Raw genomic sequence first — 25,004 nt, 5'->3', positions numbered from 1 at the left:
GGCCCGAACTCGTCGAGTTCGGGCCCACACCCCTGCCATCACTCCGATCCCGCCCCTCAGCGCGTGGTGGGGAACCGTTCCCAGGCGCGGCGTCCGGCCAGGGACTCCGCGATCTGCTTGGCCGACAGATCGACCGGCTAGACCGGCGTCACCTCTCGTTTCCGGCTCGGGGCGGATCGACAGACCCTTGGCTCGTGGTCGACCCGACGGGCACGGAGCCTTCGACCGGATTCATGCGAACGCATCAGCGGGTCCCGGCAGGCTCCTGCTGCACAGTCCGACAGGGCGGCTAATGGCATCGGCAAAACCGGATCGACCTGGCCGTAAGGCCCGCGCCCGGACCGGGCGGCCGTGCGAGGCCGTCCCCAGGCCCTCAGACGCGTTGGCCGCAGTGCAAGACGGCGTGCAGTCCATGTCGGCGTAGCGCCGCGCGGGCGGCGTTCGCGCCCGGCGCACCGTGGACACCGCCGCCCGGGTGGGCGGCGGCGGAGGCCAGGTAGAGGCCCTTGACGGGGGTCTCGGGACGGCCTGTGCCGGGTGTCGGACGGAAGATCGCCTGCTGGTGCAGGGCGGTGGTCCCGTTGTTGATGGCGCCGTTGTGCAGATTCTCGTCCAGGGCCTGGAGCGTGGCCGGGGCCAGGATGCGGCGGGCGCGGATCATCGTCCGGAAGCCGGGCGCGTAGCGCTCCACCTGAGCTTCGATGCGATCGGCCATCGCCTCCTGCTCGCCGGCGTGCCACCGGCCGGTGATGCCGTCGGGGCCCGCGTCGGCGGTGATGCGCTGGGGGAGGTGGGTGTAGGCCCATGCCGATTCCGTACCGGCGGGTGAGCGACGGGGGTCGGCGGTCGTCATCTGGCCGAAGAGGGCGAACGGCTCGTCGGGGACGTGCCCCGTGGCGAGCTGGGCGGCGAATCGGGTCAGGCCGTCCACGCCGTCGGCCAGGTGGACCGTGCCGGCGCCGACCGCGCCCCGCGCCGTCCACGGCACCGGACCACTCAGCGCCCAGTCGACCTTGAAGGTCGCGAAATCCCAGTGGAAGCGCTCCAGATCCCGTACGAGGCGGGTGGGGAGATGTTCCTCGCCCACGAGGCCGCGGTACAGGGACGGGGCCGAGGTATCGGCCAGTACGGCACGACGCGCGTCGACCGCCTCACCGCCCTCGGTCCTGACCCCGACGGCCGTGCCTCTGCGCACCACGACCGACGCGACGCGCTCACCGCAACGCAGGACGCCTCCGCGAGCACGGAAGCGGCTCACCAGCGCGGCCGTCAGGGCGCTGGAACCCCCGGCGGGGACGGGGAAGCCGTGGCTCTGGCCCAGCATCGACATCAGCCAGCCGAATCCGCCGCTCCCCGCTGCCTCCGGGGTGAGGTCGGCGTGCAGGGCGTTCCCGGCCAGCAGAAGCCGCCCACCTTCCCCCGCGAACTCTTCCTCACCCAGACGCCGCACGGGCAGGGTCAGGTTCCGCACGAGTCGCAGCCCGCCCGCGGCGCGGAGTTTCGCGGCCAGGCGGAGCCCGGCGCAGACCGGCGGGAAGGGCGTGAACAGGGCCTGCACGAGGTCCGGCCCGATCCGGTGCCATGTCCCGTACATTCTCTCCCAGGCGTCGCCGTCGGCGGCCGCGAACTCCGCCAGCCCAGCCGAGGTGTCCTGCACCCGGCGTTCAAGGACCGCGCACCGGCCGTCCAGCAGCGGGTGCGCCAGCACGCGCGGGGCGTGGCTCCAGCGCAGACCCTCGGCAGCCAGATCGAGACGGGCGATGACCGGAGAGGCCTCCGCAAGCGGGTAGAAGGCACTGAAGACGTCCGAGACGTAGTCCGGGTGGACCCTGCGGTCGCTGCGCACAGCCCCACCCGGCTCCTTCTGCGCCTCCAGGACTTCCACCGTCCACCCCGCGTCGACCAGCAGGTTCGCCGCCACCAGGCCGTTCGGCCCCGCGCCGATCACCACTGCGTCAGGCATGCCAGCTCCCCGCGCGGTCCTGCTCCACGACCCTGGCAAGGCGGGCCAGCATCCCACGGTGCCGGAGCTGGAGGGCTGCCTCGCTGACGGAGTTGTGCAGAGTCCCGCCCAGCCCTCGCAGCGGGTGCTCGTCGCAGACGACCAGAGTCTGCTCTCCCCACGGCCTGAGCTGGAGGAAGATCCTTGCCGTGGTGCCGAGGGCCTTGAACACCGCCTCCAGCTCCAGCTCGCAGCCGGAGACGGCGTGGCGGACCGTGGTGGTTCCGTCGGTCGACCAGGGGCCGAGACGGACGGTGTAGCGAAGCCGGGAGCCGACCTCCGGCCAGGAACGATCGAGGGGCGTGGACTCGGACGGGCCCACCACCCATTCGCCGTAGCGGGTCGGATCGGCCAGAACGGCCCACACCGCATGCGAGGGACGGCTAATCAGCTGATGACGGACGGCCATGACGATGCTCCTTCTACCAGGGCGCTGGGGACGCGGCGGACCCGCTCGGCAGGGCCCCGGTGGGGCGACCCGGTCGGTCCCACGGGTCCTAGGGCACGGCGACCTCCCTCGACAGATGGCGTCACGGCCATGGTGCGCGCGCCCCGATCGCGCCGCATCTCACGCGTCTCGAGCGCGCGCCCCCGCCTGGGAACCGCGGACGTCCACATCCGACGCTTCTCGGCCACAGTCGCTCGTGGCCCCGCAGCCGGGGTAGTCCCCTACGTGGACGCCTGCTGGTTATGCGGGCGGCATCCGGCCATGGACAGGTAGGCGTCGAAGGGCATCCTCTTGCGGGAGATCGAGGAAGGGTCGAAGCCGGCCAGCAGCTCCTCCCCGTCCACGCCCGTCTCACGACGCGGCCGTCCAGTGCCTCTCGGACCGGCGTGACGGCGAGTGCCGCGGTGGTCAGGGCCCAGCGTGATGAGGGTCGTAGTGCGAATTGTCGTGCTGGTGTGGCGGGCGAGCAGGCGTAGAGCGTGCGGCCGAGGGTCTGGCCCGTGCCGCTGCGCGATGCAGGCCTGTGGAGCGAGATCTCCGACCGACGGGACACCCAGCCGTTCGCAACGCCAACGGCATTGTCTGGCCGGAAGCTTGGCCCTCCAACCGGTGGCCCTCCTGCTCGATGAGCCAATAAGCGCACTGGACGAGCGCAGCCGCGACACGGTCGCGGAGTCCGTGGCGGCCCTGCGGGGCAACCGGACGGTCCTGCTCATCTCGTACGACCCCGCACAGGTGGAACGGCTCTGCGACCGAACGGTCCGCATCGACCTGGCGAGCACCTGCGGTCCGTCCCTGGCCGCTGTCTCATCGCTTGTCCACTCCGCTCTGTGCCCGCTGGAATCTGGGCCCGCCATCGCGAATGCGCGACGCCGGGCCGAGGAGCATGACCAGGATCTCGGCGGCTCTCACCGACCCGTACCGCAGAAAGCGAACGGAACTGCGATCCGTATCCAGCGTGGGCGTGGCAGGGCCCGTGGGGCAGTCACCACAACTGCTGGAGCCAGTAGCCCACGAGGCTCGCCGCAGTGATCCCGGCGCCGTAACTGAGGCCGCGCACGAAGTGCCCGGCGGCGGCGCGGCGCTGTCGCCGACCCCAGCGGAAGAGGCCACGGGAACGCCGCATCAGACCGGGGCCCGATGGCGGCGTGTGGGAGATGGTCATAGGACGAGTCCTTTCGGGATGCGAAAGGGAGCCCTCCGGGCGCTGCGGTGCCCGGAGGGCTCCCTTCGGTGTGGTTGACGTGCTGGTGGTGCAGTGGATCAGCGGTTCGCGAACTCGCGTAGGCGATCGGCAAGGCGCCGGTCGGGAGGGCCGGAAATGCCGTCGTCGCCGGCGAGCCGGTCGACTTCCATCTCCAGCTGGCCGGTGGGTGGAGTGCTGCCCACCGAACCGTTCTTCCTGACGTAGGAGGCAACGGCGCTAAGGCAGTCCAGGAGGACCTCGTCGATCCCGCCGCCCTCAGCAGAGGACGCGGTGACCTCGTGCCGCCAGTGCGCGGCTTCGCGGTGCTCGCCGAGGGCGAGGTGGTGCAGGTGAAGGCAGTAGGCGGCGATGCGGTTTCCGGCGCCGGCCGACAGCTGCCACCAGAACTGGGCGCTCTCGGGGTGGCCGGTGAGGAAGAGCAGGCAGGCGAAGACAGCGGCGCCGTCCTCGTCGAACTCTCCCTTGGTCCCGCGGGTGGGAGCGTCCGCGAGGCGGCTGATGTCGGCGGGCGCGCTGGGGGCGTTGATCGCCCACCGGCATACGGTCGACAGCTGGCGGCCCGCCCGTGCAGCGCCGGCGAGGTGGATGGAGGGCGGAGTCGAACTGCGGCTGGCGTCTGCGGCGAGGCGGCGCAGGGCGGCGCCGACATCGAAGCGAGGGTTCCCCGCGACGGGGACCGCAGCGTCTTCCAGGAGGTCGTCGATGGTGCGGGTCACTGCTGGCCTTCCTTCTGCCGGGCCGCGGCACGGGTGGGCAAGCCCAGCTTCTTGCCCAGGCGTTCCTTGGCCCGGCGGCAGTGGTGGTTCACGGTGCGTTCGTCGATGTGCATGTACCGGGCGACCTGCTTGGTGGAGTACCCCATCAGGAAGCGCATCACGATCACGGTGTACTGGCGTACAGGCAGTTCCGAGATCGCCTCGTACAGGCCGATCCGGCTCGGCGCGAACTCCAGTTCGCCACGCAGGGCGCGCAGGTTCTGGCCGATCGGACCGTTGATGACGTACGCGGGGTCACGCCCCTCCCGGGCGAGGCGCCTCGCCACGTGCCGGTGGAGTACCGCGAGGGTCCTGCGCTCCAGCTCATCCTCCTGGAGGAGTTCGTCCCAGGAGGTCAGGATCTCCAGGAAGACCTCATGGACGACGGCTTCGGCCGTCGCACGGCTGCCGCAGTGGAGTTCGGCGTAGAGGTGGAAGAACTCCTGGTGGCTGAGGACGAACGCCTCGAAGTCGAGCGGCAGCGGGGACGTCGTGTGTACGCCGCCTGCGTGACCCGGGTCGGGCCCGGTCGCGTCACGCACGCGGGCCTCCCGCATTCCGCGGGCACAGCAGCACTGCAGTGGTCACGGACACTTCCTTATAGATGGGTTGGCACCAACTCCCGGTGAAGGAGGGCGTGTTGCTCTCCCATCGACCACTTAAGCGAAATCAGTTCCGAAACACTCATCCGCGTTCGAAGAAAGTTCACCGACCGCACCCGCGCCAGCACGGAGTGCAAGATCGAGACCACTCATAAGCAACCTCTGAACAGGCAGTATCTCCACCCCGCAGCACGCGCACCCACCTCCATGTGATGCACGGCACAGCGACTACCGCTCATCGGGGCAGCCGCCTGCGTTGAGACCGCGTCGCCACTGCCCAACTCCGCAGCCCACCACAGCGAGTGGAGGAAGCCCGGGCGAATGGGGAGCCCCGTGCGAGAGCCCACTCGATCAACACTCCTGGCGGCCCCGCAACAGCACGGACTCCGTCACAGGTGGGGGCAGGGTGCTCGGACCGCACCTCCGGCGCCACGGTCAGAGCAGGTGGCGGTTGGGAGCCTGTGCGGCGTGCGCGAGCTCGGGTAGTTCAATGACCGTCACCCCGGCGTCTTCCAGAAGCTCGGCGCCGTCGGCGCCGTGGACGAAGGTGTCGGGCTCGCGCCATGCGGTGACCACTCGGCGGATTCCCGCGTCGCGGATGAGCTGAGCGCAGGGGCGCGGTCGAGAGGCGCGCTTGGCGCAGGGCTCGAGGGAGCTGTAGATCGTGGCGGCCGCGAGGCGGGGATCGTCTGCGGGCAGCTTGGCGAGCGCGGCTTCCTCGGCGTGGTCGTGGAGGTCGCTCTCTCGGGAGTGCCCGCGGGCGAGCTCGGTTCCGTCGGCCGCGACGATGACCGCGCCCACGCTGAAGGCGGTTGTCGACGGTGGGCAGAGGGTGGCGAGCTCACAGGCGAGGGTGAGCCAGGATCGGTCCTCCGCGCTGGGTTCGCGACCGGCATCTGGTGTGCCGGCGGAATCGGGGGTGCTACTCATCGGGGCTCCGTCGAAATGTCCTTGGGGGCGTACCTCAGGAGTACCACGTCGCCGATCTGGCAGGTCTCCAGGAGTCGGAGGCGCGCGGAGGGGCCACCGAGGTAGTGCGCGGGTCCGAGCATCCGAACGGCGTCGGGCTGTCCGACGAGGAGCGGGGCGATGACGAGATGGAGTTCGTCGGCGAGCGCCTGCTCGAGGAGTTGGGTGTGGATGGTGCCGCCGCCTTCGACCATGAGCCGCCTGACGCCGTAGACATCGCCAAGGACGTCGAGCGCGGTCGGCCACGTGGCCTCGGTGGGAATGCCCTGGATGGTGGCGAGGTCACCGAGATTGGCACGGGACTTCTCGGCGGCCTTGTCGCCGACGGCAAGGACGAGCTTCTCGCCGCCGTGGTGCCAGAACTTCCAGTCGGGGTCGAGTTCGCCCGTGCCGGTGATGGTGACCTTCAACGGGTATTCCGACTGCCCCGCGGACACTCGGGCGGCCCGGCGCTCCTCCGAGTTGACCAGGAGTCGGGGGTTGTCGGCGCGGAGGGTCCCGGCTCCGACCAGGATCGCGTCGACGCTCGCGCGCACGGAGTCGACGCGGTCGAAGTCTTGCTTGTTCGACAGCAGGAGCCTGTCCTCGCCTGGGCGGGTGTCGAGGTAGCCGTCGATGGAGACGGCGGCGGACAGCAGGACGTACGGGCGGGGCACAGGGAGCTCCAGAAGGTCGTCGTGGGGCGTGGTCAGGCGGGGTGCAGCACGATGCGGTCGAGCGCGGCGCGGAACTCGGCGACGCCGTCGTCACCGTCGGCGGGGGCGAGGGCCCTCCTTACATCTCCATATCCGACCGCGTGGTCATGTACAGCGCAACCGATGTCGAGGAATGGCTAAGCAGCCGCCGCACCACCCCCAACCGGAAGGCTTAATGGCCCATATAGAATCCGTTCCTGTCGGTGTACGCCTCTCCACGGACGTCGAATACAGGCCCAATAGAGCGAACCCGTACCGTGCTCGCGTCCGCTGGTTCGACCCCACGACCAAGCGCCGGAAGTCCGTATCCGAGGGGAAGGACAGCGAAGAAGAGGCGCAGGCGTGGATCCAGACCATCATCGAGGCCGCCGAGGCCGGCCTTGCCCCATCCGTGGCCACCATGAAGCTCGCCGACTACGGCGAGACGAACATGGAACTCGCCCTGCGCAGTCTGGAATTGAAGACGCGCGATCCCTATCTCTCAGGATGGCGAGTACGCGTAGTGCCGGCTCTCGGGCATCTGCCGGTCCGGATGATTACCAACGGGGCCATCGACCGAACGGTCCAGAACTGGATCGCCGACGAGCACGGTCGCTCGACCGTCAAGAACACCATCGCCGTGCTGGTCCGGGTCATGGAGCAAGCAGTCCGCGACGGCATCATCAAGGTCAACCCGGCCCGCGTGACGGGCTGGCAGAAGCTCTACAAGCAAGCCGAGGACGAGCTCCTCGACCCGCGAGCACTGGCCCTCCCCGGCTGGGAGGCACTCGCCGAGCTGGCCGACGCACTCGTGGCCGTCTCCCACGGCGAGTTCCGGGGCTGGGGCGAGGTCGTCCTCTTCGCCGCGTGTACGGCCGCGCGTATCGGCGAGGTCTCCGGCTGCCGAGTCGGGGACATCGACACCACCAACTGGATCTGGACCGTCCGACGCCAGACCACCCCCGCCCCCGGCGGCCTCATCGACAAGGGAACGAAGGGCAAGCGGGCCCGCCAGGTCCCCATCATCGAGGAGATCCGCCCCTTGGTCGCGCAGCGCATCCTCGCCGCCGGCCCCAACCCCGACGCGCGCATGTTCACCGGCCCCCGGGGCGGTCGCATCTCCACCGCGGTCCTGCGCGACGCGACCCACTGGGACGACGTCGTCACGAAGCTCGGCTACGAGCACCTGCGCCGCCACGACCTCCGGCACACCGGACTCACCTGGTTCGCCGATGCCGGGGTCCAGGTGCACGTCCTGCGCAAGATCGCCGGCCATGGCTCTCTGACCACCACCCAGCGGTACCTGCACCCCGACGTGCACAAGATCACCGCCGCCGGCGCCGCACTCTCGGCACACCTCAGCGCGCTCCGCGCGCCCCGGTCCCTGCCCAGCCCGATCGTGGTCGCCCGCTGACGCGGTCAAGGCGAGTTGGTCCCCAAGTGGTCCCCAAAAACGAGTCAGAGGCCGTTTCAGATTGCTCTGAAACGGCCTCTGACCTGCGACTCTTTCAAGTCGGGACGACAGGATTTGAACCTGCGACCCCTTGACCCCCAGTCAAGTGCGCTACCAAGCTGCGCCACGTCCCGCTGCCCGTCTGACCTGGGGTTTCCCCCGGCTGGACGCGCATGAGAACAATACCGCACTTTCCCTGGTGGTCACGAACCCTTTCCCCGCACCCCGGAGAGGCCGCACACGAGGAGCAGGCCACGCACTCTCCGTGACGCCCTCTTACGCCGAGCTCGTGGCGGTCAGAGCATGCCGTCCTCGCGACGGTCGATCTGCTCCATCAGCTCCGTCGCCATCGCCTTGATCGTCTCCAGCCCGGCGCGCCCCCACGGCCGGACCTCGGTGTCGACCACGCAGACGGTGCCGAGTGCGACACCGGTGCGGTCCATCAGCGGCGCCCCCATGTAGGAGCGGATGCCGATCTCGTCCACGACCGGGTTCCCCGCGAAGCGCGGGTAGTCGCGGACGTCCTCCAGGACGAGCGCCTTGCGGCGCACCACGACGTGCGGGCAGTAGCCGTGGTCGCGTGCCATGAAGCGGCCGATGCCGCCGGCTCCCGTGGTGGCCGCGGCGGCCGCACCCGGGCCGCTGCCCGTGTGGCTGCTCTCGGGGGTGTGCAGCCCGGCGAAGAACTGCCGGTTCCCGTCGATGAAGTTGACCATCGAGAACGGGACCCCGGTCACGTCCGCGAGCCGGTGGGCGAACGCGTCGAACGCCGGCTCCGGCCGCTCCCCGATGCCGAGTTCGCGCAGCCGCCGCACCCGGGCCGGCGCGTCCTTGTCGACGGGAGTCAGCAGGAGGTGACCGGTGGGGTCGTACGTCAAGACGTGGCTCCGTAGCTCGGCACGGCGGCCGGGGTATGGGTGAGCAGATGCTGGACGAGGGTCAGCAGGGTGCTGATGCCCGAGCTGGAGATGCGGGCGTCGCAGAGGACGACCGGCACCTCCGGCTTGAGGTCGAGCGCGGCCCGTACCTCGTCCGGCTCGTAGCGGAAGGAGCCGTCGAACTCGTTGATCGCCACGACGAACCGGATGCCCCGCCGTTCGAAGAAGTCCACGGCGGCGAAGCACTCCTGGAGCCTGCGGGTGTCGACCAGGACGACCGCCCCGAGCGCACCCTCGGAGAGTTCGTCCCACATGAACCAGAAGCGTTCCTGGCCGGGGGTGCCGAAGAGGTAGAGGACATGCCGGTCGTCGAGCGTGATGCGGCCGAAGTCCAGGGCCACGGTGGTCGTGGTCTTGGACTCCACGCCCTCCAGGCTGTCGGTCGCGGCGCTGACCGCGGTCAGCAGTTCTTCGGTGCTCAGCGGTGCGATCTCGCTGACCGCGCCCACGAAGGTCGTCTTGCCCACGCCGAAGCCGCCCGCCACCAGGATCTTGAGGGCGGTCGGGAACGAGGGGGTCGCGAGACGGTCGTGTCGCTCAGAGCCGTTGTCGTAGGCCATCGAGCACTGCCTCCAGCAAGGAACGGTCGGTCGGGTTGGCGTGGAACCGGGGAGCGCGGGCGGTGAGCGCCCCGCAGTCCAGGAGGTCGGAGAGCAGGACCTTGGCGACCACGGCGGGAAGCCGTAGCTGCGCCGCGATCTCGGCCACCGAGGTGGGCCCGGAGCACAGCCCGAGGGCCAGGCTGTGCTCCGGGCCCATGTGGGCCTGGGGTGACGATCCGGTCGCCATCACCATGGACAGCAGGTCCAGTGCGGTGGTCGGCCTGGTCCGGCCACCGCTGACGGCGTACGGACGGATCAGCCGGCCGGCCGCGTCGTCGAGCCAGGGCCCTTCCTCGGAGGTCGTCACGATCACTGGCCGATGCCGCCCACCGCTCCGGCTGCCTGCCGGGCGGGGGTGACCAGGTACGGCCGGACGCTCTTGACGAGCATCGCCATCTCGTACCCGAGGACGGCGGCGTCGGCCTCTCGGCCGGCCAGCACCGCCAGGCAGGTGCCGGAGCCCGCCGTGGTCACGAACAGGAGGGTGGAGTCGAGCTCCACGACCACCTGCCGCACCTCGCCGCCGTCGCCGAACCGGGCACCGGCGCTGCGGCCGAGGGAGTACAGGCCGGAGGCGAGGGCCGCCATGTGGTCGGCGGCGTCGGGGTCGAGGCCGTGGACGGATTTCACGAGGCCGTCGGAGGAGAGCAGAACGGCGTTGCGGGTGTACGGGACCCGCTGGACGAGGCCGCTCAGCAGCCAGTCGAGGTCCGAGGAATGGCCGGTCGGCACATTGCTCGCCATGGTTTCTACTCCTTGTGCGCGTCGCCTGGACGCGGCGATTCGTGGGGGGCGGGCTGGGACTCGGCGAGACCGATGCCGCGCTGGAACGCGGCCATCAGGCCGGGGTCGTGCAGGGCGTGCTCTTCAGGCGTGCGGGCCACCGGTTCGTCGCGCAGCTGCGGGACGAGGTGCTCCTGGGCGCGCCGTTTGGGGAGCGCGGGCCGGCCATCGGTCTCGGGCGCCGGGGGGAGCGGCGAGAGGAGGGAGGCCGGGGGGCCGGAGTGCTCCGCCCCGGCCGGTCGCGCCGGTGCCGGGGCGGTCATGGGGGCGTTCAGGGGGGCGTTCAAGGGGGCGTTCATGGGGGCCGTCATCGGCACCGTCAGGGCAGCCGGGGCCGTCATGGGAGCCGGCGCCGTCATGGGAGCCGAGGGCGGCGCCGGGGCGGCGGCCGCGGGCGTGGGCTGCGACGGCAGGTGCGACTGCGCCGTCGGCAGGGGCCGTGTCCGCACCTGGTGCGGCGGGACCGTGGCGGATCCGGTGGCCTCGGCCCCCTGGCGCTCGTGCGGGGTGTCGTGCCGGGTGAGCCCCTCGGGGTCGGCCCCGAGGAGGCCCTGCGGGAGCACGAGGACGGCCTGGACGCCGCCGTAGATGTTGGACTGGAGTCGTACGGCGATGCCGTGGCGGCGGGCGAGGGCCGAGACCACGAAGAGTCCGATGCGGCCGTCCTGGAGCAGATGCGCGACGTTGACCTGGTCGGGGTCGGCGAGCAGGGCGTTCATCCTGTCCTGCTCGGTGACGGACATGCCGAGACCGCGGTCCTCGACCTCGATCGCGAGGCCGGCCGTGACGTACTGCGCGCGGAGCAGCACGGTGGTGTGCGGCGCGGAGAACAGCGTGGCGTTCTCGACGAGTTCGGCGAGGAGGTGGATGACGTCGGCCACGGCATGGCCCCGGAGCGCACCGTCGATCGGCGGGACGAGCTTGACCCGCGGGTACTGCTCGACCTCGGCGATGGAGGAGCGCAGCACCTCGGTGACGGTGACCGGGTGCGACCACTGGCGGCGGGAGACGGCGCCGCCGAGCACGGCGAGGTTCTCGGCGTGCCGGCGGATGCGGGTGGCCAGGTGGTCGACGTGGAACAGGCCTTTGAGCAGCTCGGGGTCCTCGACCTCGTTCTCCAGCTCGTCGAGGAGCTGGATCTCTCGGTGGACCAGGGACTGCAGGCGCCGTGCGAGGTTGACGAAGACCTCGACCTTCTGTTCGTCCCCGACGCTGCTGGAGAGCTTGGACGCCTGTACGACGGCTGCCACGGCGGCCTCGTGAGAGCGCGTCAGCTCCTGGGAGAGCAGGTCGAATTCGTCGCCGGAGGGGGCGCCGGCCGGCGGCGCGGGGCGGGGCGGAAGGCCCTCGCCCTTGCGCAACTGTTCGATGACCGTCTGCAGTTCGCCCTGGTGGCGGGCGCTGGTGCGGCGCAGGGCTTTGCAGCGGCCGAGGACCGCCTTGGCGGCGCGGTCGGCGCCGAGCGCGGCGGCCGTCACGGAGGCCACCGTGATCGCGGCGGCTCCGGTGAGCGCGGCCCAGAGGCCGGGTGTCGGGGTGGCGCCGGTGGATCGGATGGTGAAGAGCACGGCCGCGGCCCCGCCCAGTGCCACCGCGACGGCGGGAAGCACGGAGGTACGGAGGAGTTGGGGGCGTAAGCGGGTTTCCACGGCGTGCGAAGCGGGGGGCCGTGCCGGGGGGTTGCCACCGGTACCGGGGGCGGGGCGGGCGCCTGACCGGCCGTGCCGGCCGCCCTCGCGTCGATCGGACCGCGAGGCGGGTGCGCGAACTTGAGACATGCGTGTCCTTGGTACGTACGTGCCCAGGAATCGGCGTACTGCGGGAGGGGACTACGGGGGGGTGCTGCGATGAGTGGGGCCGGGGGGTGTGCCCCATGTGCGCTGAGAGCCTACCGATGATCACCAGCCACACACTGTAGTCGTCAACCGTTCATGTGCGGTGCGCAGTTGGCAAATTCACCCGCAGACCGGCCCGCTCTGGTACCGCCGCCGGCCCGGCAGGCCGAGAAGCTTCGGCCGAAACTCGACGTCATCGCGCAGAGGGGGCGTGGAGCGCCGGGAACGGCAGAGGGCGGAGGCGTCCCACGCCTCCGCCCTCTGCGGAAATGCCCCTCGAACGGAATCCCGGGAGGGGTGCGAACCGCCCGGTCCGCTCGCGGCCTCAGGGGGTCCGTGCCGCCTCGGGAGCACCCCGGCCGGCGTCCGTGCCGGGTTCGCCGGAGGTCCGCCCCGCGTCCGCGCCGGTGTTCGCACCCGTGTTTGCGTCCGCGTTCACATCCGCTTTCCCGTGCGACACACCGGCACCCGAACCGTCACCGTCGGTGAGAGTCGGTTCCGCCCAGCCGTCGGAGGGGACACGGGCGACCGGACGCCACCACGGGCTGTCGGGCACCTGTTCGGCGCCCGGCTCGAAGGGTTCGCCCGGGATGGGCAGGGCGATCCGCTGAGCGGCTCCGGCGGCGGCCTCGACGGTGCCCTCCCCCGGTTCGGCCCACGGGTGCGGGGCGAGGTTGAAGGTGCCCCAGTGGATCGGCAGCATCACCCCGGACGGCCCGCCGCCCTGGAGGTCGAGATGCGCCCGCATGCCCTCGGCGGGGGTCATGTGGATGTCCGTCCAGAACTCCGAGTAGGCACCGATCTGGATCATGGTGGCGTCGAAGGGGCCGTGGGCCGCGCCGATGTCCTTGAATCCGGAGAAGTATCCGGTGTCCCCGCTGTGGAAGATCCGGTGGGAGGGGCCGGTCACGACCCAGGAGGCCCAGAGCGTCATCTGCCGGTTGCGCAGTCCGCGGCCGCAGAAGTGCCGGGCCGGGGTGGCCGTGAGCCGCAGCTCGCCGATCTCGGTGGACTCGTTCCAGTCCAGCTCGCGCAGCCGGGAGGCGGGCACCCCCCACCGCTCCAGATGGGCGCCGACGCCCAGCGGCACCGCGAAGACGGTGTCGGTGGTGGCGAGCGCCTTGATCGTCGGCAGGTCGAGGTGGTCGTAGTGGTCGTGCGAGATCACGACGACGTCGACCGGGCCGAGGGCGGCGAGCGGCGCGGGCACCGGGTGGAGCCGCTTGGGGCCGGCGAAGGGAAACGGGGAGCAGCGCTCGCCCCAGACCGGGTCGAAGAGCACCCGGTGGCCGTCGATCTCGGCGAGGACGCCGGAGTGCCCCATCCAGGTCAGGCGCAGCCCGGTGGCCGGGGGCCTGGCCAGGTCGGCCACCGTGGTGGGGTGGACCGGGATCGTGCCGGTGGGGGCGCGGCGCGAACGGGCTTCCTTGTCGAAGTAGATCTTGGCGAACTCGACACTGGAGCCCGAGGGGCCACGTCGGGCGGGTTCGGGGTTCTGGAAGATCCCGTCCGCGAAGTTCGGCGAGCGGTGGATGCGGGCGAGGCGCTCGCCCGTGGGGTCCGCGCCGAAGGACTCGGGGCGCAGCGCGCGCAGCCGGGCCCGTGGCGAGCGGTCGGAGCCGGTACCGGTCACAGGACCTCCTGATCTCTGGGGGTCGTTCCATTATGGGCGGCCCGCGCCGCGAACGGCCCGTACGGTCAGCCATACTGAACCGTCATTCAGTATGTCCGGCCGGTGGTACGGGCCTCCCGGCCGGCCCGCACCTGGCCCGCCCGTCCGTGTCACGCCCGTCCTGCCCCGCCCCGCCCGTCCCTCCCGAGGAGATGTCCGATGAGTTCCGCCCCCCTGCTTTCCGTCGGCTGGACCGACCACGTGACCGGTCGCCGGGGCCATCTGGTGATCGACCGGCTGGTGCGCGGGGTGGCCAGCGGCGGCCTGCGGATGCGGGAGGGCTGCTCGGTCGATGAGGTCACGGGGCTCGCCCGGGGGATGACCATGAAGGAGGCCCTGCACTACGACCCCGAGGCCCGCTACGTGCCGCTGGGCGGCGCCAAGGGCGGCATCGACTGCGATCCCCGCTCCCCCGAGGCGTACGGCGTCCTCGTGCGCTATCTGCGGGCGATGCGGCCGTACGTCGAGCGGTTCTGGACCACCGGGGAGGACCTGGGACTCACCCAGGACCTGGTGGACCGCGCCGCCGCCGAGGCGGGCCTGGTCTCCTCGGTGCAGGCCGTGTACCCGCTCCTGGACGACGAGGCGGCGGCCCGCCGGCGGCTCGCCGACGCCTTCGCGATCGAGGTCGACGGCATCGGCCTCGACGAGCTGGTCGGCGGTCTGGGGGTCGCCGAGTCGGTCCTGACCGCCCTCGACCGGGCCGACCGGGCCTACACGGGGACCCGGGTGTCGGTGCAGGGGCTCGGCACGATGGGCGGGGCGACCGCCCGGTTCCTGGCCCGTGCCGGGCTGCGGGTGGTGGCCGTGGCCGACGTCCGGGGCACGATCGTGAACCCCGACGGCCTCGACGTCGAGGCGCTGCTCGCGGCCCGGGACGCCCACGGAGCGGTCGACCGCTCCGCGCTGCGGCCCGGCGACCGGGAGGAGCCCGGTGACGCCTGGCTCGCGGCCGAGGCGGAGGTCCTGGTCCCGGCGGCCGTCTCGTACGCGATCGACGCCGGGAACCAGGGACGGATCACGGCCCGCTGGATCGCCGAGGCGGCGAACATGCCGGTGCTGCCCGAGGCCGAGGAGGCCCTCGCCGCGAGGGGGGTCACGGTGCTGCCCGACGTCGTCGTGAACTCCTGCACCAACGCCTGGTGGTGGTGGACGCTCTTCGGCGACATCGAGGCCGACGCCGACCAGGCCTTCGCCCGGGTGCGCGGGGCCATGCGGACGCTCGTCGACGGAATGCTCGACCGGGCGGAGGCGGACGGCACGAGTCCGCGCGCCGCGGCGCACGCGCTGGTGGACGAGCGGCTGCCGCAGATCGCCGAACGCTTCGGCTGGTACTGAACCCCCGCCCGCCCGGAGCCGCTGACGATCATGCCCGCGTCACGTGCTGTGTAAGGTGCGTGACGTGGCGAGAGTGCGGTTGAGCGTGGCCGAGCGGCGGGAGGAGCTGCTCCGGGCCGCCGTCGAGCAGATCGAGGCGCGCGGGGTCGCCGCCGTCCGGATCGCCGACGTGGCCTCGGCGCTCGGGGTGAGCAACGCTCTGGTGCTCTACCACTTCTCCTCCAAGGAACAGCTGGTCGCCGCGGCCTTCGCACACGCCGCCGAGGGCGACCTGGCCCATCTGCGCCGGCTCCTCGGGCGCCGCTCCAGCGCCGTACGCCGCCTCCGGGCCGCCGTGCGCTGGTACGCGCCGACCGGGCAGGCCAAGGGCTGGCGGCTGTGGATCGAGGGCTGGGCGGCCTCCCTGCGCGACCCCGCGCTGCGCCGGGTCGCCGCCTCCCTCGATCAGGAGTGGAAGGCAGCGCTGACCCGGGTGATCGCGGAGGGGGCCGAGGCCGGGGAGTTCCACTGCCCGGACCCGGCGGCCGCGGCCTGGCGGCTCACCGCCTTCCTCGACGGCCTCGCCGTCCAGACGACGGCCTACGCCGGTTCCCTCTCCCGCACCGCGATGCTGCGCTGGGCCGACGCCGCCCTCGCCCGCGAGCTGAACCTGCCGGGCGAGGACGGCAACGGGGGCGAAGGCGAGGACGGGGACACAGGCCTCGGCGACGACACGGGCACGGGCCGGGGCCGGGGCGTCGGCATCGGCGCGGGCTCCGGAGTCGGCGCGGGCTCCGGGGTCGGCTCCGGCGCGGGCTCCGGAGTCGGCGCCGATGTCGGCCCCGGCGTCGGCGCTGACAGCGGCGAGAACACCGGCCAGGTCCCGGACGGGGACGACACGCCCTCCGGCATCCGGCCACCGGCTCGGTAGACGGACCCTCGTGCCCCCTCGACGGGTCACACGAGCTCGAAGACCGCCGAGACGGTGACCTGCTCCTCGATCTCACCGGGGGCCATCGGGACGCTCGCCTCGTCGTGGGCGACGCCGGGCGCGGCGCCGGGACCGGGGCGCGCGGACTCTCCCTCGCTGAGCGAGACGAGCCGGCCGAGCTGGTGGCCGCTGAGCCTGGCGTGCTGCGCCGCCTTGTCGTAGGCGTCCCGGTAGGCGGCCTCGCGTGCCTTCACCCGCAGGGCCGACGGGTCGGCGACGTCGAAGACCACGCCGTTGATCCGGCCGGATTCCCCGGTGGCGTCGTTGACGGCGCCGATGACCTGACCGGACCTGTCGATCTCCCGGACCTTCACCGAGAAGGACTGCCCGGCCTGGTAGCCGGTCACCTTGCTCTCCCCCGCGGCGTTCTGCGTGTAGACCGGTGACAGCGAGAGGCTGTCGGTACGGATGTCCCGCTCGGCGATCCCCTGCTTGTCCAGCACGGCGAGCAGGGCCTCGGCGGCGGTGTTCTGCGCGGCCATCGCCTCCTTCGCGGTCTTACGGGTGGCCTCGACCCCGACGGAGAGGATCGCCAGGTCGGGCGCCGCGGACGCGGTCCCGTGGCCGGTGACGGTGACCGTGGCGGGCGCCTCGGCCCGGACGGCACGCGGGGCAGTCCGCCCGGGTGCGGCGGCCAGCGCGGGCGCCGCGGTGCCGACGAGCAGCCCGCCGAGCACGGCGGTGGCGGCGAGCAGACGGGCGGTGCGGGCGGCGCTTGGCCGACGGATCGTCACGGGCGGTCCCTTCGAGACTGGGTGCCGGGGCTCCGGCGGCCACATCCCAGCACCCGCCACCGCCGCCTCCCGTGCGCCACTCCCGACCGCCGGCGCCCTTCACCTCTCCGTACCAGTCGTGCCTCCGCACGGCCGCACGGCTCCTCCGGGGTCGCAGGCCCCGGGCCGCGCGCTCAGGTCTGGACGAGCGGCTCGTACGCGTCGGGCTGCAGCCCGAAGGTCCAGGCGACGCCCTCCCGCGCGGTCCGGGTCGTGGGCGGGACCCGGAGCCAGTACGTACGGTGGCTGCCGTCCGGCTCGGGCGTGGAGTTGACCACCTCCACCATCACCACGTCCTCGTCGTCGGCCAGCTCGATCCGCCACAGGACGCCGGTCTCGTCCCGGTGCTCGTGCCGCGCGCCCGAGGCGGCGAGATAGCGGTCGTAGCCGTAGTACTCCAGCATCACGCGCCGCAGTTCGGCGTTCTCCTCCTCCCGTATCCGCTCCGGGGTGAGACCGGCGAGTCCGGCGAGGAAGTCGGCGGGCACGGTCATCCCCCGCCAGGCGTACAGGGCGAAGCCGTCGGCGAAGGCCAGCGCGGGTCCGTCGCCCCGGTCGAGCCGCCCGGCCTCGTCCCGGTGCAGCTCGACGGGCCGCTCGCAGACCACGGCGACCTTCTCGTACGGCCACCACCAGCCCGCGTGTTCGGCGACGGCGGCCAGGCCGGCGAGGCGGTCGCCCTGCCCCTCGAAGGCGGCCAGCCAGGCGGCGTCGTGCTGACCGAGCACCGCGTCGAGCAGCACGAGCCGCACGGCGGTCGCCTCCCGCGCGGAAGACACGGGAAGGGCCTCCCCGCCGGAGTCCGCGACGGTGCTGGAGACGGCCCGCGCGGGCTGCCCGGCGGCGGTCGCGGCCTCCGTCACCCCGGCCCGTATCCGGTCGGCCAGGCTCCGGGTGAGGTCCCAGAGGTGGGCCCCGGTCGCCTGCCCGTGGCCCGCCCAGCCGGCCGGGCCGAGGGCGTCGTGGAGCCGGCGCCGCTCCTCGGCCCACGGCCGGGTGCGCACCTCGTCGCGTACCGAACGGCCCTGGTCGTCCAGCCCCTTCACGAGGGCGACGGCCGCGAGCGGCGAGTCCGCCCAGAGCACGCGCTCCGGTTCGGCGAGGCCCGCCGTGCGGTAGGCGAGCCGGACTCCCGCCTCCGCGGCGGCCCGGTCGGCCGGACCGGTGGCCGCGGCGACGGACCGCCACTTGTCCTGCGCGGTGGTGTGGTTCATGTCGGCGTGGTTCATGTCGGCGTGGTTCATGTCGGCGTGGTTCATGTCGGCGTGGTTCATGTGCAAGCCCCCAGGTCTCTCTCGGTCAGTCCGCGACGATCCGGTACGCCCCGGGCACGTACTCCCGCTGGCGCACCACCCGGTACCAGCCCTTGGGCAGCGGTATCGGGGCGTGCTCCTCGTGCACCACCCGTCCGCCCTCGGGCAGTTCGAGCAGCAGCGGCCCGAAGGGCCCCGGCTCCCGGACGAGCCGGCCGGGCCCGGGAACCGCGTGGGCGTGCCCGGTGACCTCGCCGAGGGCCAGGACCAGTCGGCCCCGGGCGTCCCTTGGCTCCCCCGCCGCCGCCTTCACCCGCTCCGGAACGGCCGTCTCCGTGACGGGCGCGATCAGCACGTCTCCCTGCCGGTACATGGCTCTCCCCTCCCCGTTCGGCGCGGTGCGGCCGAACACGAGAACGACGCTAGAGGCCGGGTCTGACAATCGGGCCCGGGCTCCTCGGAGGCCCACCCGCCGGAGGGTGTTGTCGGTGCCGCTTGGTAGAACTCTTGCCATCAGCCGATCCACGCCGTCCGTCGTCCGGGAGCGCAGTCATGACCGTTGGCCACTACCTCGAGGAATTCCACGGGCTGCCCGTGTTCCACTTCCAGGACACGGACTCGGACACGCGGGTCGAACTTCCCGACGCCGGGGCGGTCGCCTGGCGGCTCTCCTCGCCGACCTACTGCGAGGACGACGACGAGCAGTGGGGTGCGCAGTTCGAGCGCTTCCTGAAGACGGTCGACGTCGGCCGGGTGCGCGCCCTGGTCGTCGGCGGCTGGGACGAGGCGTACGAGAACTCCTCGGCGGACATCGTCACGGCGCTCATCGCCGCCAACAACCGGCTGACCTCCCTGGAGGCGGTCTTCCTCGGCGACATGACGGGCGAGGACTGCGAGATCTCGTGGATCATCCAGTCCGATGTGACCCCGCTGCTCGCCGCCTACCCGGCCCTGCGGGAGTTCGGGGTGCGCGGCGGCTCGGACCTCGCCTTCCCCTCGATCCGGCACACCGGTCTGGAGCGCCTGGTCGTGGAGACCGGCGGTCTGGGTGCCGAGGTCGTGCGCGGGATCGTGGGCAGTGACCTGCCCGCCCTGGAGAAGCTGGAACTCTGGCTCGGCACCGACGAGTACGGCGGCGACAGCACCGCCGACGACCTGGCGCCGCTGCTCTCCGGAGCGGGGTTCCCCGCCCTTCGCTCGCTCGGCCTGCGCAACAGCGTGATCCAGGACGCCGTGGCCGCCGCCGTGGCGGGCGCCCCCGTCGTCGCCCGGATCGAGCGGCTCGACCTCTCGATGGGCGTCCTCACGGACGAGGGCGCGGCGGCGCTGCTCGACGGACAGCCGCTGACCCACCTCAGCCACCTCGACCTCTCCCACCACTACCTGTCGGAGGTCGTGCGGGAGCGGGTGCTCGCCGCGCTCGCCCCGTACGGCGTGGCCGTCGACCTCGACGACGCGCAGGAGGCGGACGACGAGGGGGACGGCCGCGTCTGGCGGTACGTCGCGGTCGCCGAATGACCGCCCGCCCGCGCCTCGTGGTCGTCGGGGATCCGGCGGGCCGCCGCGTCGCGTTCTTCCAGGACGCCCTGCGGTCCGCCGGGCTGCCCGGGGCGCGGGTGGTGTCCTGGCCCGAGGTGCTGCGCGGCCGGGCCCGGTTCGCGGCGGGCGAGACCGTACGCCTGGACTCGCCCGGCGAGGACCCCGAGGCCGACCTGCTCCTGCGGGAGGTCGACGATCCGGCGCGGGTGGAGGGCACCGGCCGCTGGTACGCGCGGTTCGTCGCCGCCGTCGCGGAGCTCGCCCGGTCCGTCGCCGACGCGGGGGCGGTGCTCGTCGACGACCCGGCGGAACTGGCGGACCTGTTCGACAAGCGGCTGAGCCACGGTCTGCTGCGCGCGGCCGGGGTGCCCGTGCCCGCGTCGCCGACATCCGGCCCGTCCGCCCCCGTCGTACGCGGCTGGGCCGATGTCAGGGCCCTGGCCGCCGAGCCCGGACTGCGCCGGATGTTCGTGAAGCTCGCGCACGGCTCCTCCGCCTCGGGGGTGCTCGCGATCGAGACGAACAGCGCGGGCCGGGTCCAGGCCACCACGTCGGTGGAGCGCGGGCCGGACGGGCGTCTCCACAACTCCCTGCGGGTACGGCGCTATACGAGCGAGCGGGAGGTCGCCGCGATCGTGGACGCCCTCGCCCCCGACGGCCTGCACGTCGAGCGGTGGCTGCCCAAGGCCGCCCAGGGCGGCCGGGCGGCCGACCTGCGGGTGGTGGTGATCGACGGGCGGGCCACCCATGCCGTGCTCCGCACCAGCCGCTCCCCCATGACCAATCTGCACCTGGGCGGAACCCGGGGTGATCTGCTCGCCGCCCGCGCCGCGATCGCCGCGGCCGGCGCGCGGTGGACCGACGCGCTCGACGTGTGCGAGCGGGCCGCAGCGGTCTTCCCCGGCACCCGCTGCGTGGGCGTCGACCTGCTGCCCTCGACCGGCTGGCGCCGCTTCGCCGTGGGCGAGGTCAACGCCTTCGGCGATCTGCTGCCGGGCCTCACGGGGCTGCCCGGCAGCGGCGCCGAGGGCCTCGACACGTACGCGGCGCAGGTCGCCGCCCAGTTCCCCCGCACCCGCCGACTCACCAGCACCGCCACCGCCACCAGCACCGCCACCAGCACCAGCACCAGCACCAGCACCAGCACCACAGGAACGAGCACCGCGTGAATCAGCCCGACATGAACACGATCGTCGGGAGCCACGATCTGCTCCTGGTCACCCTCGACACGCTCCGGTACGACGTGGCGGCCGAGCTCGCGGCCGCGGGCCGCATCCCGCACCTGGCCCGTCATCTCCCCGGCGGCGTCTGGGAGCGGCGACACGCGCCCGGCAGCTTCACCTACGCCTCCCACCAGGCGATCTTCGCCGGATTCCTGCCGACACCGGCCTCCCCCGGCCCGCACCCGCGGCTGTTCGCGGCGCGCTTCGCCGGCAGCGAGACGACCGCCGACGGCACCTACGTCCACGACACCCCGGACTTCGTGTCCGCGCTCGCGGGCGCCGGCTACCGGACGGTCTGCGTCGGCGGGGTCGGCTTCTTCAACCGGCAGCCGCCGCTCGGCACCGTGCTCCCCGGCCTGTTCGAGGAGAGCCACTGGGAGCCGTCGTTCGGCGTGGCCTCCCCCACCTCCTTCGAGTCGCAGGTCACCCGCGCCGAGGAGGTGGTCGCCGGTCTCCCGCAGGAGCAGCGGCTGTTCCTCTTCGTCAACGTGTCCGCGCTGCACCAGCCCAACTGGTTCCATCTGCCGGGCGCCACCCGCGAGGCCGGCGACTCCCGGGCCACCCACGCCGCCGCCCTGGAGTACGTCGACCGGCACATCGGACGGCTCTTCGCCGCGATGAGCAGCCGCCGCCCGTGCTTCGCGATCGTCTGCTCCGACCACGGCACCGCGTACGGCGAGGACGGGTACACCGGCCACCGGCTCGGCCACGAGGTCGTGTGGACGGTCCCGTACGCCGAGTTCGAGCTCACCGGCCCGGAGCAGGAGGTCGTGGCATGACCGAAGTCCGTGGCCTGGGCGACACTGCCGCCCCGCGGCCGTACCGGAGCTATGTCTACGCCTACCCGCACAAGACGGCGTACCGGCCGCTCCCCGACCCCGCGCCCTCGCTCGCCGCGCTCTGGCGGGACGAGCCGAAGGACGCGCTCTCCCTCTACGCGCACATACCGTTCTGCGAGGTCCGCTGCGGCTTCTGCAATCTCTTCACCCGGATCGGCGCCCCCGACGAGCTGACCACCCGCTATCTCGACGCCCTCGACCGGCAGGCCACGGCCGTCCGCGAGTCCCTCGGCGACGCGGCCCCGGTGCGGTTCGCGACGGCCGCGTTCGGCGGCGGCACGCCCACCTTCCTCACCGCCGCCGAGCTGGAGCGGCTCTGCGACATCGCCGAGAAGCGGATGGGCGTGGATCTGCGGGCGGTGCCGCTGTCCGTGGAGACCTCGCCCGCGACGGCGACCGCCGACCGCCTCGCCCTGCTCGCCGAGCGGGGCGCGACCCGGCTCAGCATCGGGGTGCAGAGCTTCGTGGAGGCCGAGGCGCGGGCGGCCGTCCGGCCGCAGCGCCGTGCCGACGTCGAATCGGCCCTGGGCCGGATCCGGGACTCGGGTGTCCCCGTGCTCAACATCGACCTGATCTACGGCATCGACGGCCAGACGGAGGAGTCCTGGCGGTCCTCGCTCGACGCCGCCCTCGTCTGGCGCCCGGAGGAGCTGTACCTCTATCCGCTGTACGTCCGGCCGCTCACCGGGCTCGGCCGGATCTCCCCCACCGCCGACCGGGAGTGGGACGAGCAGCGGCTTCGCCTCTACCGGCACGGCCGGGACCATCTCCTCGCGCACGGCTACGAGCAGGTGTCGATGCGGATGTTCCGCCGCACGGACGCGGCCCCGCTGGGCCCCGACGACTACGCCTGTCAGACCGACGGCATGATCGGCCTGGGCTGCGGGGCCCGCTCGTACACCTCGGCCCTCCACTACTCCTTCGACTACGCCGTCGACATGCGGGAGATCCGTTCGATCATCGACGCGTACACGGAGACCGCGGACTTCTCGCGGGCCGAGGTCGGCCGCTGGGTCGACGCCGGGGAGGCCAGGCGCCGCCATCTGCTGCAGTCGCTGCTCCAGGCCGAGGGCATGCCGGTCGCCGGGTACGAGGAGCGCTTCGGCGCCTCGCCGTTCGCGGACTTCCCGGCGGAGCTGGGCCGCTTCGAGGCCCTCGGCTGGCTGGACGAGACGGCTCCGGCCGGGCTGCTCCGGCTGTCCGCGGAGGGCCTGGCCCACTCGGACGGCCTCGGCCCGGAGCTCTTCTCCCCCTCGGTGCGGGCCGCGATGGCCGCGTACGAACCGAAGTAGGCGGCGACCGTGGACCTGACACCTCCGCCGATCCCGATCCCGATCCCGATCCCGGGCACGGTCACGGGCACGGTCACGAGCACGGGCACGGGCATGGGCACGGGCCTGACACCGTCGCCGATCCCGGGCACCGGCATGGACCTGACCTTGCTCTACCGCGGGCCGCTCTCCTCCTGCGACTTCGACTGTCCGTACTGCCCGTTCGCCAAGCGCCGGGACAGCCGGGAGCAGCTGCGCGCGGACCGGGCCGCGCTCGAACGGTTCACCGGGTGGGCCGCCGGGCAGACCGAGGACCGGCTGCGCGTCCTCTTCACCCCCTGGGGCGAGGGTCTGGTCCGCTCCTGGTACCGGCGGGCGCTGGTCGAGCTGTCCCGGCTCCCCCACGTGGAGCGGGTGGCGATCCAGACGAATCTGAGCTGCCGGACCGACTGGCTGGCGGAGGCTGACCCGGAGAGCGTGGCGCTCTGGTGCACGTACCACCCGGGGCAGACGCCGTACGAGCGCTTCCTCGCCAAGTGCGGGGAGCTGGCGGAGCGGGGCGTCCGCTTCAGCGTCGGCGTCGTCGGGCTTCCCGAGCACGCGGAGCACGCCCGGCGGCTGCGGGCCGCGCTGCCGGCGCACGTCTACCTCTGGGTGAACGCCGCGGAGGGGCACGCGTACACCGACGCGGAGGCCGCGGAGTGGACGCGGATCGACCCGCTCTTCCCGTACAGCCGTCATCCGCACCGCTCGGCGGGGCTGCCGTGCCGGACCGGGGAGTCGGTGATCTCGGTGGACGGCGAGGGGACGGTACGGCGCTGCCATTTCGTCAAGGCCGAGCTGGGGAACCTGTACGACGGCTCGTACCGCGCCGCCCTCCGCCCCCGGGCCTGTCCCCTCGCCGTCTGCGACTGCCACATCGGCTACGTCCATCTGGAGACGCTGCCCCTGTACGACGTGTTCGCCGGCGGGGTCCTGGAGCGGATCCCCGCCGGCGTGCACCCGCCGGCTGTCCCCGGAACTACAGGGGCATGAGGTCGGGGCGCTTCGCCTCGACGTGGTCGCCGGAGCTCTCGCCGCGCAGCCGACGGCCGATCCAGGGCACGAGGTACTCCCTGGCCCAGTGGATGTCGTCGCGGCGCACCTCGAGCGTGCCGCGCGGGGGTACCGGCGGCCACGCCTGGTCCGGGTCGGCCGGCACCGGCATGCCGAGGACCTGGGCGGCGCGCAGGGCGACCCGGGTGTGGCCGTCGGACGAGAGGTGCAGGCGGTCGTCGTCCCAGGCGCGCCGGTCCTGGACGGACTTCAGGGACCAGAGGTCGAGGACCGGGCAGCCGTAGCGGTCCGCGATGGCCCGGACGTGCCCGTTGTACGTGGCGATCTTGCCGCGCAGGTGCTTGAGGAGCGTGACGCCGCGGGTGTCGAAGCCGGTGGTCACCATGACGGTGCCGACGGCGGAGGTGAGTTCGGCGACGGCGCGCTCGAAGCGTTCGGCGACCTCGTCGGGGTCGGTGCCGGGGCGGATGATGTCGTTTCCGCCGGCGCAGAAGGTCACCAGGTCGGGGGCGAGTTCCTTCGCCCGGGGGACCTGTTCCGCCACGATCTGGTCGAGGAGGCGCCCGCGTACGGCCAGGTTGGCGTAGCGGAAGGCGTCGTGCTCCGGCAGCTGGTCGGCGAGCAGCACCGCGAAGCGGTCCGCCCAGCCGACGTAGGTCCCGTCGGGCCCGGGGTCTCCGACGCCCTCGGTGAAGCTGTCACCGATCGCCGCGTACGACCCGAATGCGTGCTTGTCTCTTGATCTCGAATCGTCTGCCACGGGAGCACATCCTTCCCCTTCGGATGTGACCTACGCGACCGT

At 72.5% G+C, this 25,004-nt stretch carries 22 protein-coding genes, 1 tRNA gene and 2 pseudogenes; 8 read left to right on the top strand and 17 right to left on the bottom strand.

From position 1 onward, the window contains the following. Positions 1-373: 373 nt before the first annotated feature. The 6 genes and pseudogenes from ACFQ79_RS23070 to ACFQ79_RS23045 form a co-directional block, all read right to left on the bottom strand. Positions 374-1,963 (bottom strand): phytoene desaturase family protein, encoded by a 1,590-nt coding sequence (locus tag ACFQ79_RS23070; RefSeq protein ID WP_383586377.1) that lies wholly within the window; start codon positions 1,961-1,963, stop codon positions 374-376. Then, entirely contained in the window at positions 1,956-2,411 is a 456-nt protein-coding gene (locus tag ACFQ79_RS23065; protein ID WP_383586375.1) for an SRPBCC family protein, read from the bottom strand. The genes ACFQ79_RS23070 and ACFQ79_RS23065 overlap by 8 nt, the downstream gene beginning before the upstream one ends. A 1,024-nt stretch (positions 2,412-3,435) precedes the next feature. After that, positions 3,436-3,615, bottom strand: a complete 180-nt coding sequence (locus ACFQ79_RS23060; RefSeq protein ID WP_383586373.1) for a hypothetical protein — start codon at positions 3,613-3,615, stop codon at positions 3,436-3,438. Between the two features lie 98 nt (positions 3,616-3,713). Beyond that, positions 3,714-4,373 carry a hypothetical protein gene (locus ACFQ79_RS23055; RefSeq protein ID WP_383586371.1) on the bottom strand — a complete coding sequence of 220 codons (660 nt, stop codon included), beginning with the start codon at positions 4,371-4,373 and terminating at the stop codon, positions 3,714-3,716. Then, on the bottom strand, positions 4,370-4,954 hold the full coding sequence (locus ACFQ79_RS23050) for a sigma-70 family RNA polymerase sigma factor (protein WP_383586369.1): 585 nt from the start codon (positions 4,952-4,954) through the stop codon (positions 4,370-4,372). The genes ACFQ79_RS23055 and ACFQ79_RS23050 overlap by 4 nt, the downstream gene beginning before the upstream one ends. A gap of 495 nt (positions 4,955-5,449) precedes the next feature. After that, positions 5,450-6,639 (bottom strand): annotated as a pseudogene (locus ACFQ79_RS23045) (dihydrofolate reductase family protein). A gap of 214 nt (positions 6,640-6,853) precedes the next feature. On the opposite strand from ACFQ79_RS23045, the gene ACFQ79_RS23040 reads away from it, so the two are divergent. Next, positions 6,854-8,071: a tyrosine-type recombinase/integrase gene (locus tag ACFQ79_RS23040; RefSeq protein ID WP_383586367.1), complete on the top strand. Its 1,218-nt coding sequence runs from the start codon at positions 6,854-6,856 to the stop codon at positions 8,069-8,071. A 99-nt stretch (positions 8,072-8,170) separates the two neighbouring features. On the opposite strand, the gene ACFQ79_RS23035 is transcribed toward ACFQ79_RS23040, so the two are convergent. The 7 genes from ACFQ79_RS23035 to ACFQ79_RS23005 form a co-directional block, all read right to left on the bottom strand. Then, positions 8,171-8,244 (bottom strand) — tRNA-Pro (locus ACFQ79_RS23035). A 162-nt stretch (positions 8,245-8,406) separates the two neighbouring features. Further along, entirely contained in the window at positions 8,407-8,988 is a 582-nt protein-coding gene (locus ACFQ79_RS23030) for a GAF domain-containing protein (RefSeq protein WP_383586365.1), read from the bottom strand. Beyond that, on the bottom strand, positions 8,985-9,608 hold the full coding sequence (locus tag ACFQ79_RS23025; RefSeq protein WP_383586363.1) for an ATP/GTP-binding protein: 624 nt from the start codon (positions 9,606-9,608) through the stop codon (positions 8,985-8,987). The genes ACFQ79_RS23030 and ACFQ79_RS23025 overlap by 4 nt, the downstream gene beginning before the upstream one ends. Continuing rightward, entirely contained in the window at positions 9,586-9,957 is a 372-nt protein-coding gene (locus ACFQ79_RS23020; protein ID WP_383586361.1) for a DUF742 domain-containing protein, read from the bottom strand. The genes ACFQ79_RS23025 and ACFQ79_RS23020 overlap by 23 nt, the downstream gene beginning before the upstream one ends. Before the next feature lie 2 nt (positions 9,958-9,959). Next, positions 9,960-10,394, bottom strand: a complete 435-nt coding sequence (locus ACFQ79_RS23015; protein ID WP_383586359.1) for a roadblock/LC7 domain-containing protein — start codon at positions 10,392-10,394, stop codon at positions 9,960-9,962. 5 nt (positions 10,395-10,399) lie between these two features. Further along, entirely contained in the window at positions 10,400-12,211 is a 1,812-nt protein-coding gene (locus ACFQ79_RS23010) for a sensor histidine kinase (protein ID WP_383586357.1), read from the bottom strand. Positions 12,212-12,593: 382 nt separating this feature from the next. Then, a complete protein-coding gene (locus tag ACFQ79_RS23005) occupies positions 12,594-13,901 on the bottom strand; it encodes an MBL fold metallo-hydrolase (RefSeq protein WP_383586355.1) in 1,308 nt (435 codons plus the stop codon). 198 nt (positions 13,902-14,099) lie between these two features. Here ACFQ79_RS23005 and ACFQ79_RS23000 point away from each other — a divergent pair, with 198 nt between their 5' ends. Together ACFQ79_RS23000 and ACFQ79_RS22995 are read left to right on the top strand one after the other, a co-directional pair. After that, positions 14,100-15,278, top strand: coding sequence for a Glu/Leu/Phe/Val dehydrogenase dimerization domain-containing protein (locus ACFQ79_RS23000; protein WP_383586353.1), 1,179 nt, complete (start codon positions 14,100-14,102; stop codon positions 15,276-15,278). A gap of 64 nt (positions 15,279-15,342) precedes the next feature. Next, positions 15,343-15,930, top strand: a pseudogene (locus ACFQ79_RS22995) (TetR/AcrR family transcriptional regulator); the annotation flags it as partial. A 284-nt stretch (positions 15,931-16,214) separates the two neighbouring features. On the opposite strand, the gene ACFQ79_RS22990 reads toward ACFQ79_RS22995, so the two are convergent. From ACFQ79_RS22990 to ACFQ79_RS22980, 3 genes are all read right to left on the bottom strand, one after another. Beyond that, entirely contained in the window at positions 16,215-16,982 is a 768-nt protein-coding gene (locus tag ACFQ79_RS22990) for an SIMPL domain-containing protein (protein WP_383586351.1), read from the bottom strand. A gap of 173 nt (positions 16,983-17,155) precedes the next feature. Next, positions 17,156-18,250 carry a DUF6745 domain-containing protein gene (locus tag ACFQ79_RS22985; protein WP_383586389.1) on the bottom strand — a complete coding sequence of 365 codons (1,095 nt, stop codon included), beginning with the start codon at positions 18,248-18,250 and terminating at the stop codon, positions 17,156-17,158. A gap of 70 nt (positions 18,251-18,320) precedes the next feature. Beyond that, positions 18,321-18,647, bottom strand: coding sequence for a hypothetical protein (locus ACFQ79_RS22980; protein ID WP_355961428.1), 327 nt, complete (start codon positions 18,645-18,647; stop codon positions 18,321-18,323). A 179-nt stretch (positions 18,648-18,826) separates the two neighbouring features. On the opposite strand from ACFQ79_RS22980, the gene ACFQ79_RS22975 reads away from it, so the two are divergent. From ACFQ79_RS22975 to ACFQ79_RS22955, 5 genes are all read left to right on the top strand, one after another. Then, the gene (locus ACFQ79_RS22975) at positions 18,827-19,792 is read left to right on the top strand and encodes an STM4015 family protein (RefSeq protein ID WP_383586349.1); all 966 of its coding nucleotides are present in this window, start codon (positions 18,827-18,829) and stop codon (positions 19,790-19,792) included. Next, positions 19,789-20,982 carry an STM4014 family protein gene (locus tag ACFQ79_RS22970; protein ID WP_383586347.1) on the top strand — a complete coding sequence of 398 codons (1,194 nt, stop codon included), beginning with the start codon at positions 19,789-19,791 and terminating at the stop codon, positions 20,980-20,982. The genes ACFQ79_RS22975 and ACFQ79_RS22970 overlap by 4 nt, the downstream gene beginning before the upstream one ends. Before the next feature lie 11 nt (positions 20,983-20,993). After that, positions 20,994-21,815, top strand: coding sequence for an STM4013/SEN3800 family hydrolase (locus ACFQ79_RS22965; RefSeq protein WP_383586387.1), 822 nt, complete (start codon positions 20,994-20,996; stop codon positions 21,813-21,815). Then, positions 21,812-23,167 carry an STM4012 family radical SAM protein gene (locus ACFQ79_RS22960; RefSeq protein ID WP_383586345.1) on the top strand — a complete coding sequence of 452 codons (1,356 nt, stop codon included), beginning with the start codon at positions 21,812-21,814 and terminating at the stop codon, positions 23,165-23,167. Before ACFQ79_RS22965 ends, ACFQ79_RS22960 begins: the two co-directional genes overlap by 4 nt. 135 nt (positions 23,168-23,302) lie before the next feature. Next, positions 23,303-24,181: an STM4011 family radical SAM protein gene (locus ACFQ79_RS22955; protein ID WP_383586385.1), complete on the top strand. Its 879-nt coding sequence runs from the start codon at positions 23,303-23,305 to the stop codon at positions 24,179-24,181. On the opposite strand, the gene ACFQ79_RS22950 is transcribed toward ACFQ79_RS22955, so the two are convergent. After that, a complete protein-coding gene (locus ACFQ79_RS22950) occupies positions 24,168-24,962 on the bottom strand; it encodes an SGNH/GDSL hydrolase family protein (protein ID WP_383586343.1) in 795 nt (264 codons plus the stop codon). The genes ACFQ79_RS22955 and ACFQ79_RS22950 overlap by 14 nt on opposite strands. Positions 24,963-25,004: the final 42 nt, after the last annotated feature.

This window comes from Streptomyces sp. NPDC056480 (assembly GCF_042795405.1).
Lineage (GTDB): Bacteria > Actinomycetota > Actinomycetes > Streptomycetales > Streptomycetaceae > Streptomyces.
Note: the sequence above shows the minus strand (reverse complement) of the source record. Positions and strands in the feature narration are given on the sequence as shown.

Coding starts and splice junctions, on each gene's coding strand:
- ACFQ79_RS22960 (WP_383586345.1), top strand. CDS start 21,812: ATGACCGAAGTCCGTGGCCTGGGCGACACTGCCGCCCCGCGGCCGTAC.
- ACFQ79_RS23010 (WP_383586357.1), bottom strand. CDS start 12,211: ATGTCTCAAGTTCGCGCACCCGCCTCGCGGTCCGATCGACGCGAGGGC.
- ACFQ79_RS23015 (WP_383586359.1), bottom strand. CDS start 10,394: ATGGCGAGCAATGTGCCGACCGGCCATTCCTCGGACCTCGACTGGCTG.
- ACFQ79_RS22975 (WP_383586349.1), top strand. CDS start 18,827: ATGACCGTTGGCCACTACCTCGAGGAATTCCACGGGCTGCCCGTGTTC.
- ACFQ79_RS23060 (WP_383586373.1), bottom strand. CDS start 3,615: ATGACCATCTCCCACACGCCGCCATCGGGCCCCGGTCTGATGCGGCGT.
- ACFQ79_RS23025 (WP_383586363.1), bottom strand. CDS start 9,608: ATGGCCTACGACAACGGCTCTGAGCGACACGACCGTCTCGCGACCCCC.
- ACFQ79_RS23070 (WP_383586377.1), bottom strand. CDS start 1,963: ATGCCTGACGCAGTGGTGATCGGCGCGGGGCCGAACGGCCTGGTGGCG.
- ACFQ79_RS22955 (WP_383586385.1), top strand. CDS start 23,303: ATGGACCTGACCTTGCTCTACCGCGGGCCGCTCTCCTCCTGCGACTTC.
- ACFQ79_RS22985 (WP_383586389.1), bottom strand. CDS start 18,250: ATGAACCACGCCGACATGAACCACACCACCGCGCAGGACAAGTGGCGG.
- ACFQ79_RS22980 (WP_355961428.1), bottom strand. CDS start 18,647: ATGTACCGGCAGGGAGACGTGCTGATCGCGCCCGTCACGGAGACGGCC.
- ACFQ79_RS23040 (WP_383586367.1), top strand. CDS start 6,854: ATGGCCCATATAGAATCCGTTCCTGTCGGTGTACGCCTCTCCACGGAC.
- ACFQ79_RS22970 (WP_383586347.1), top strand. CDS start 19,789: ATGACCGCCCGCCCGCGCCTCGTGGTCGTCGGGGATCCGGCGGGCCGC.
- ACFQ79_RS23065 (WP_383586375.1), bottom strand. CDS start 2,411: ATGGCCGTCCGTCATCAGCTGATTAGCCGTCCCTCGCATGCGGTGTGG.
- ACFQ79_RS23000 (WP_383586353.1), top strand. CDS start 14,100: ATGAGTTCCGCCCCCCTGCTTTCCGTCGGCTGGACCGACCACGTGACC.
- ACFQ79_RS22965 (WP_383586387.1), top strand. CDS start 20,994: ATGAACACGATCGTCGGGAGCCACGATCTGCTCCTGGTCACCCTCGAC.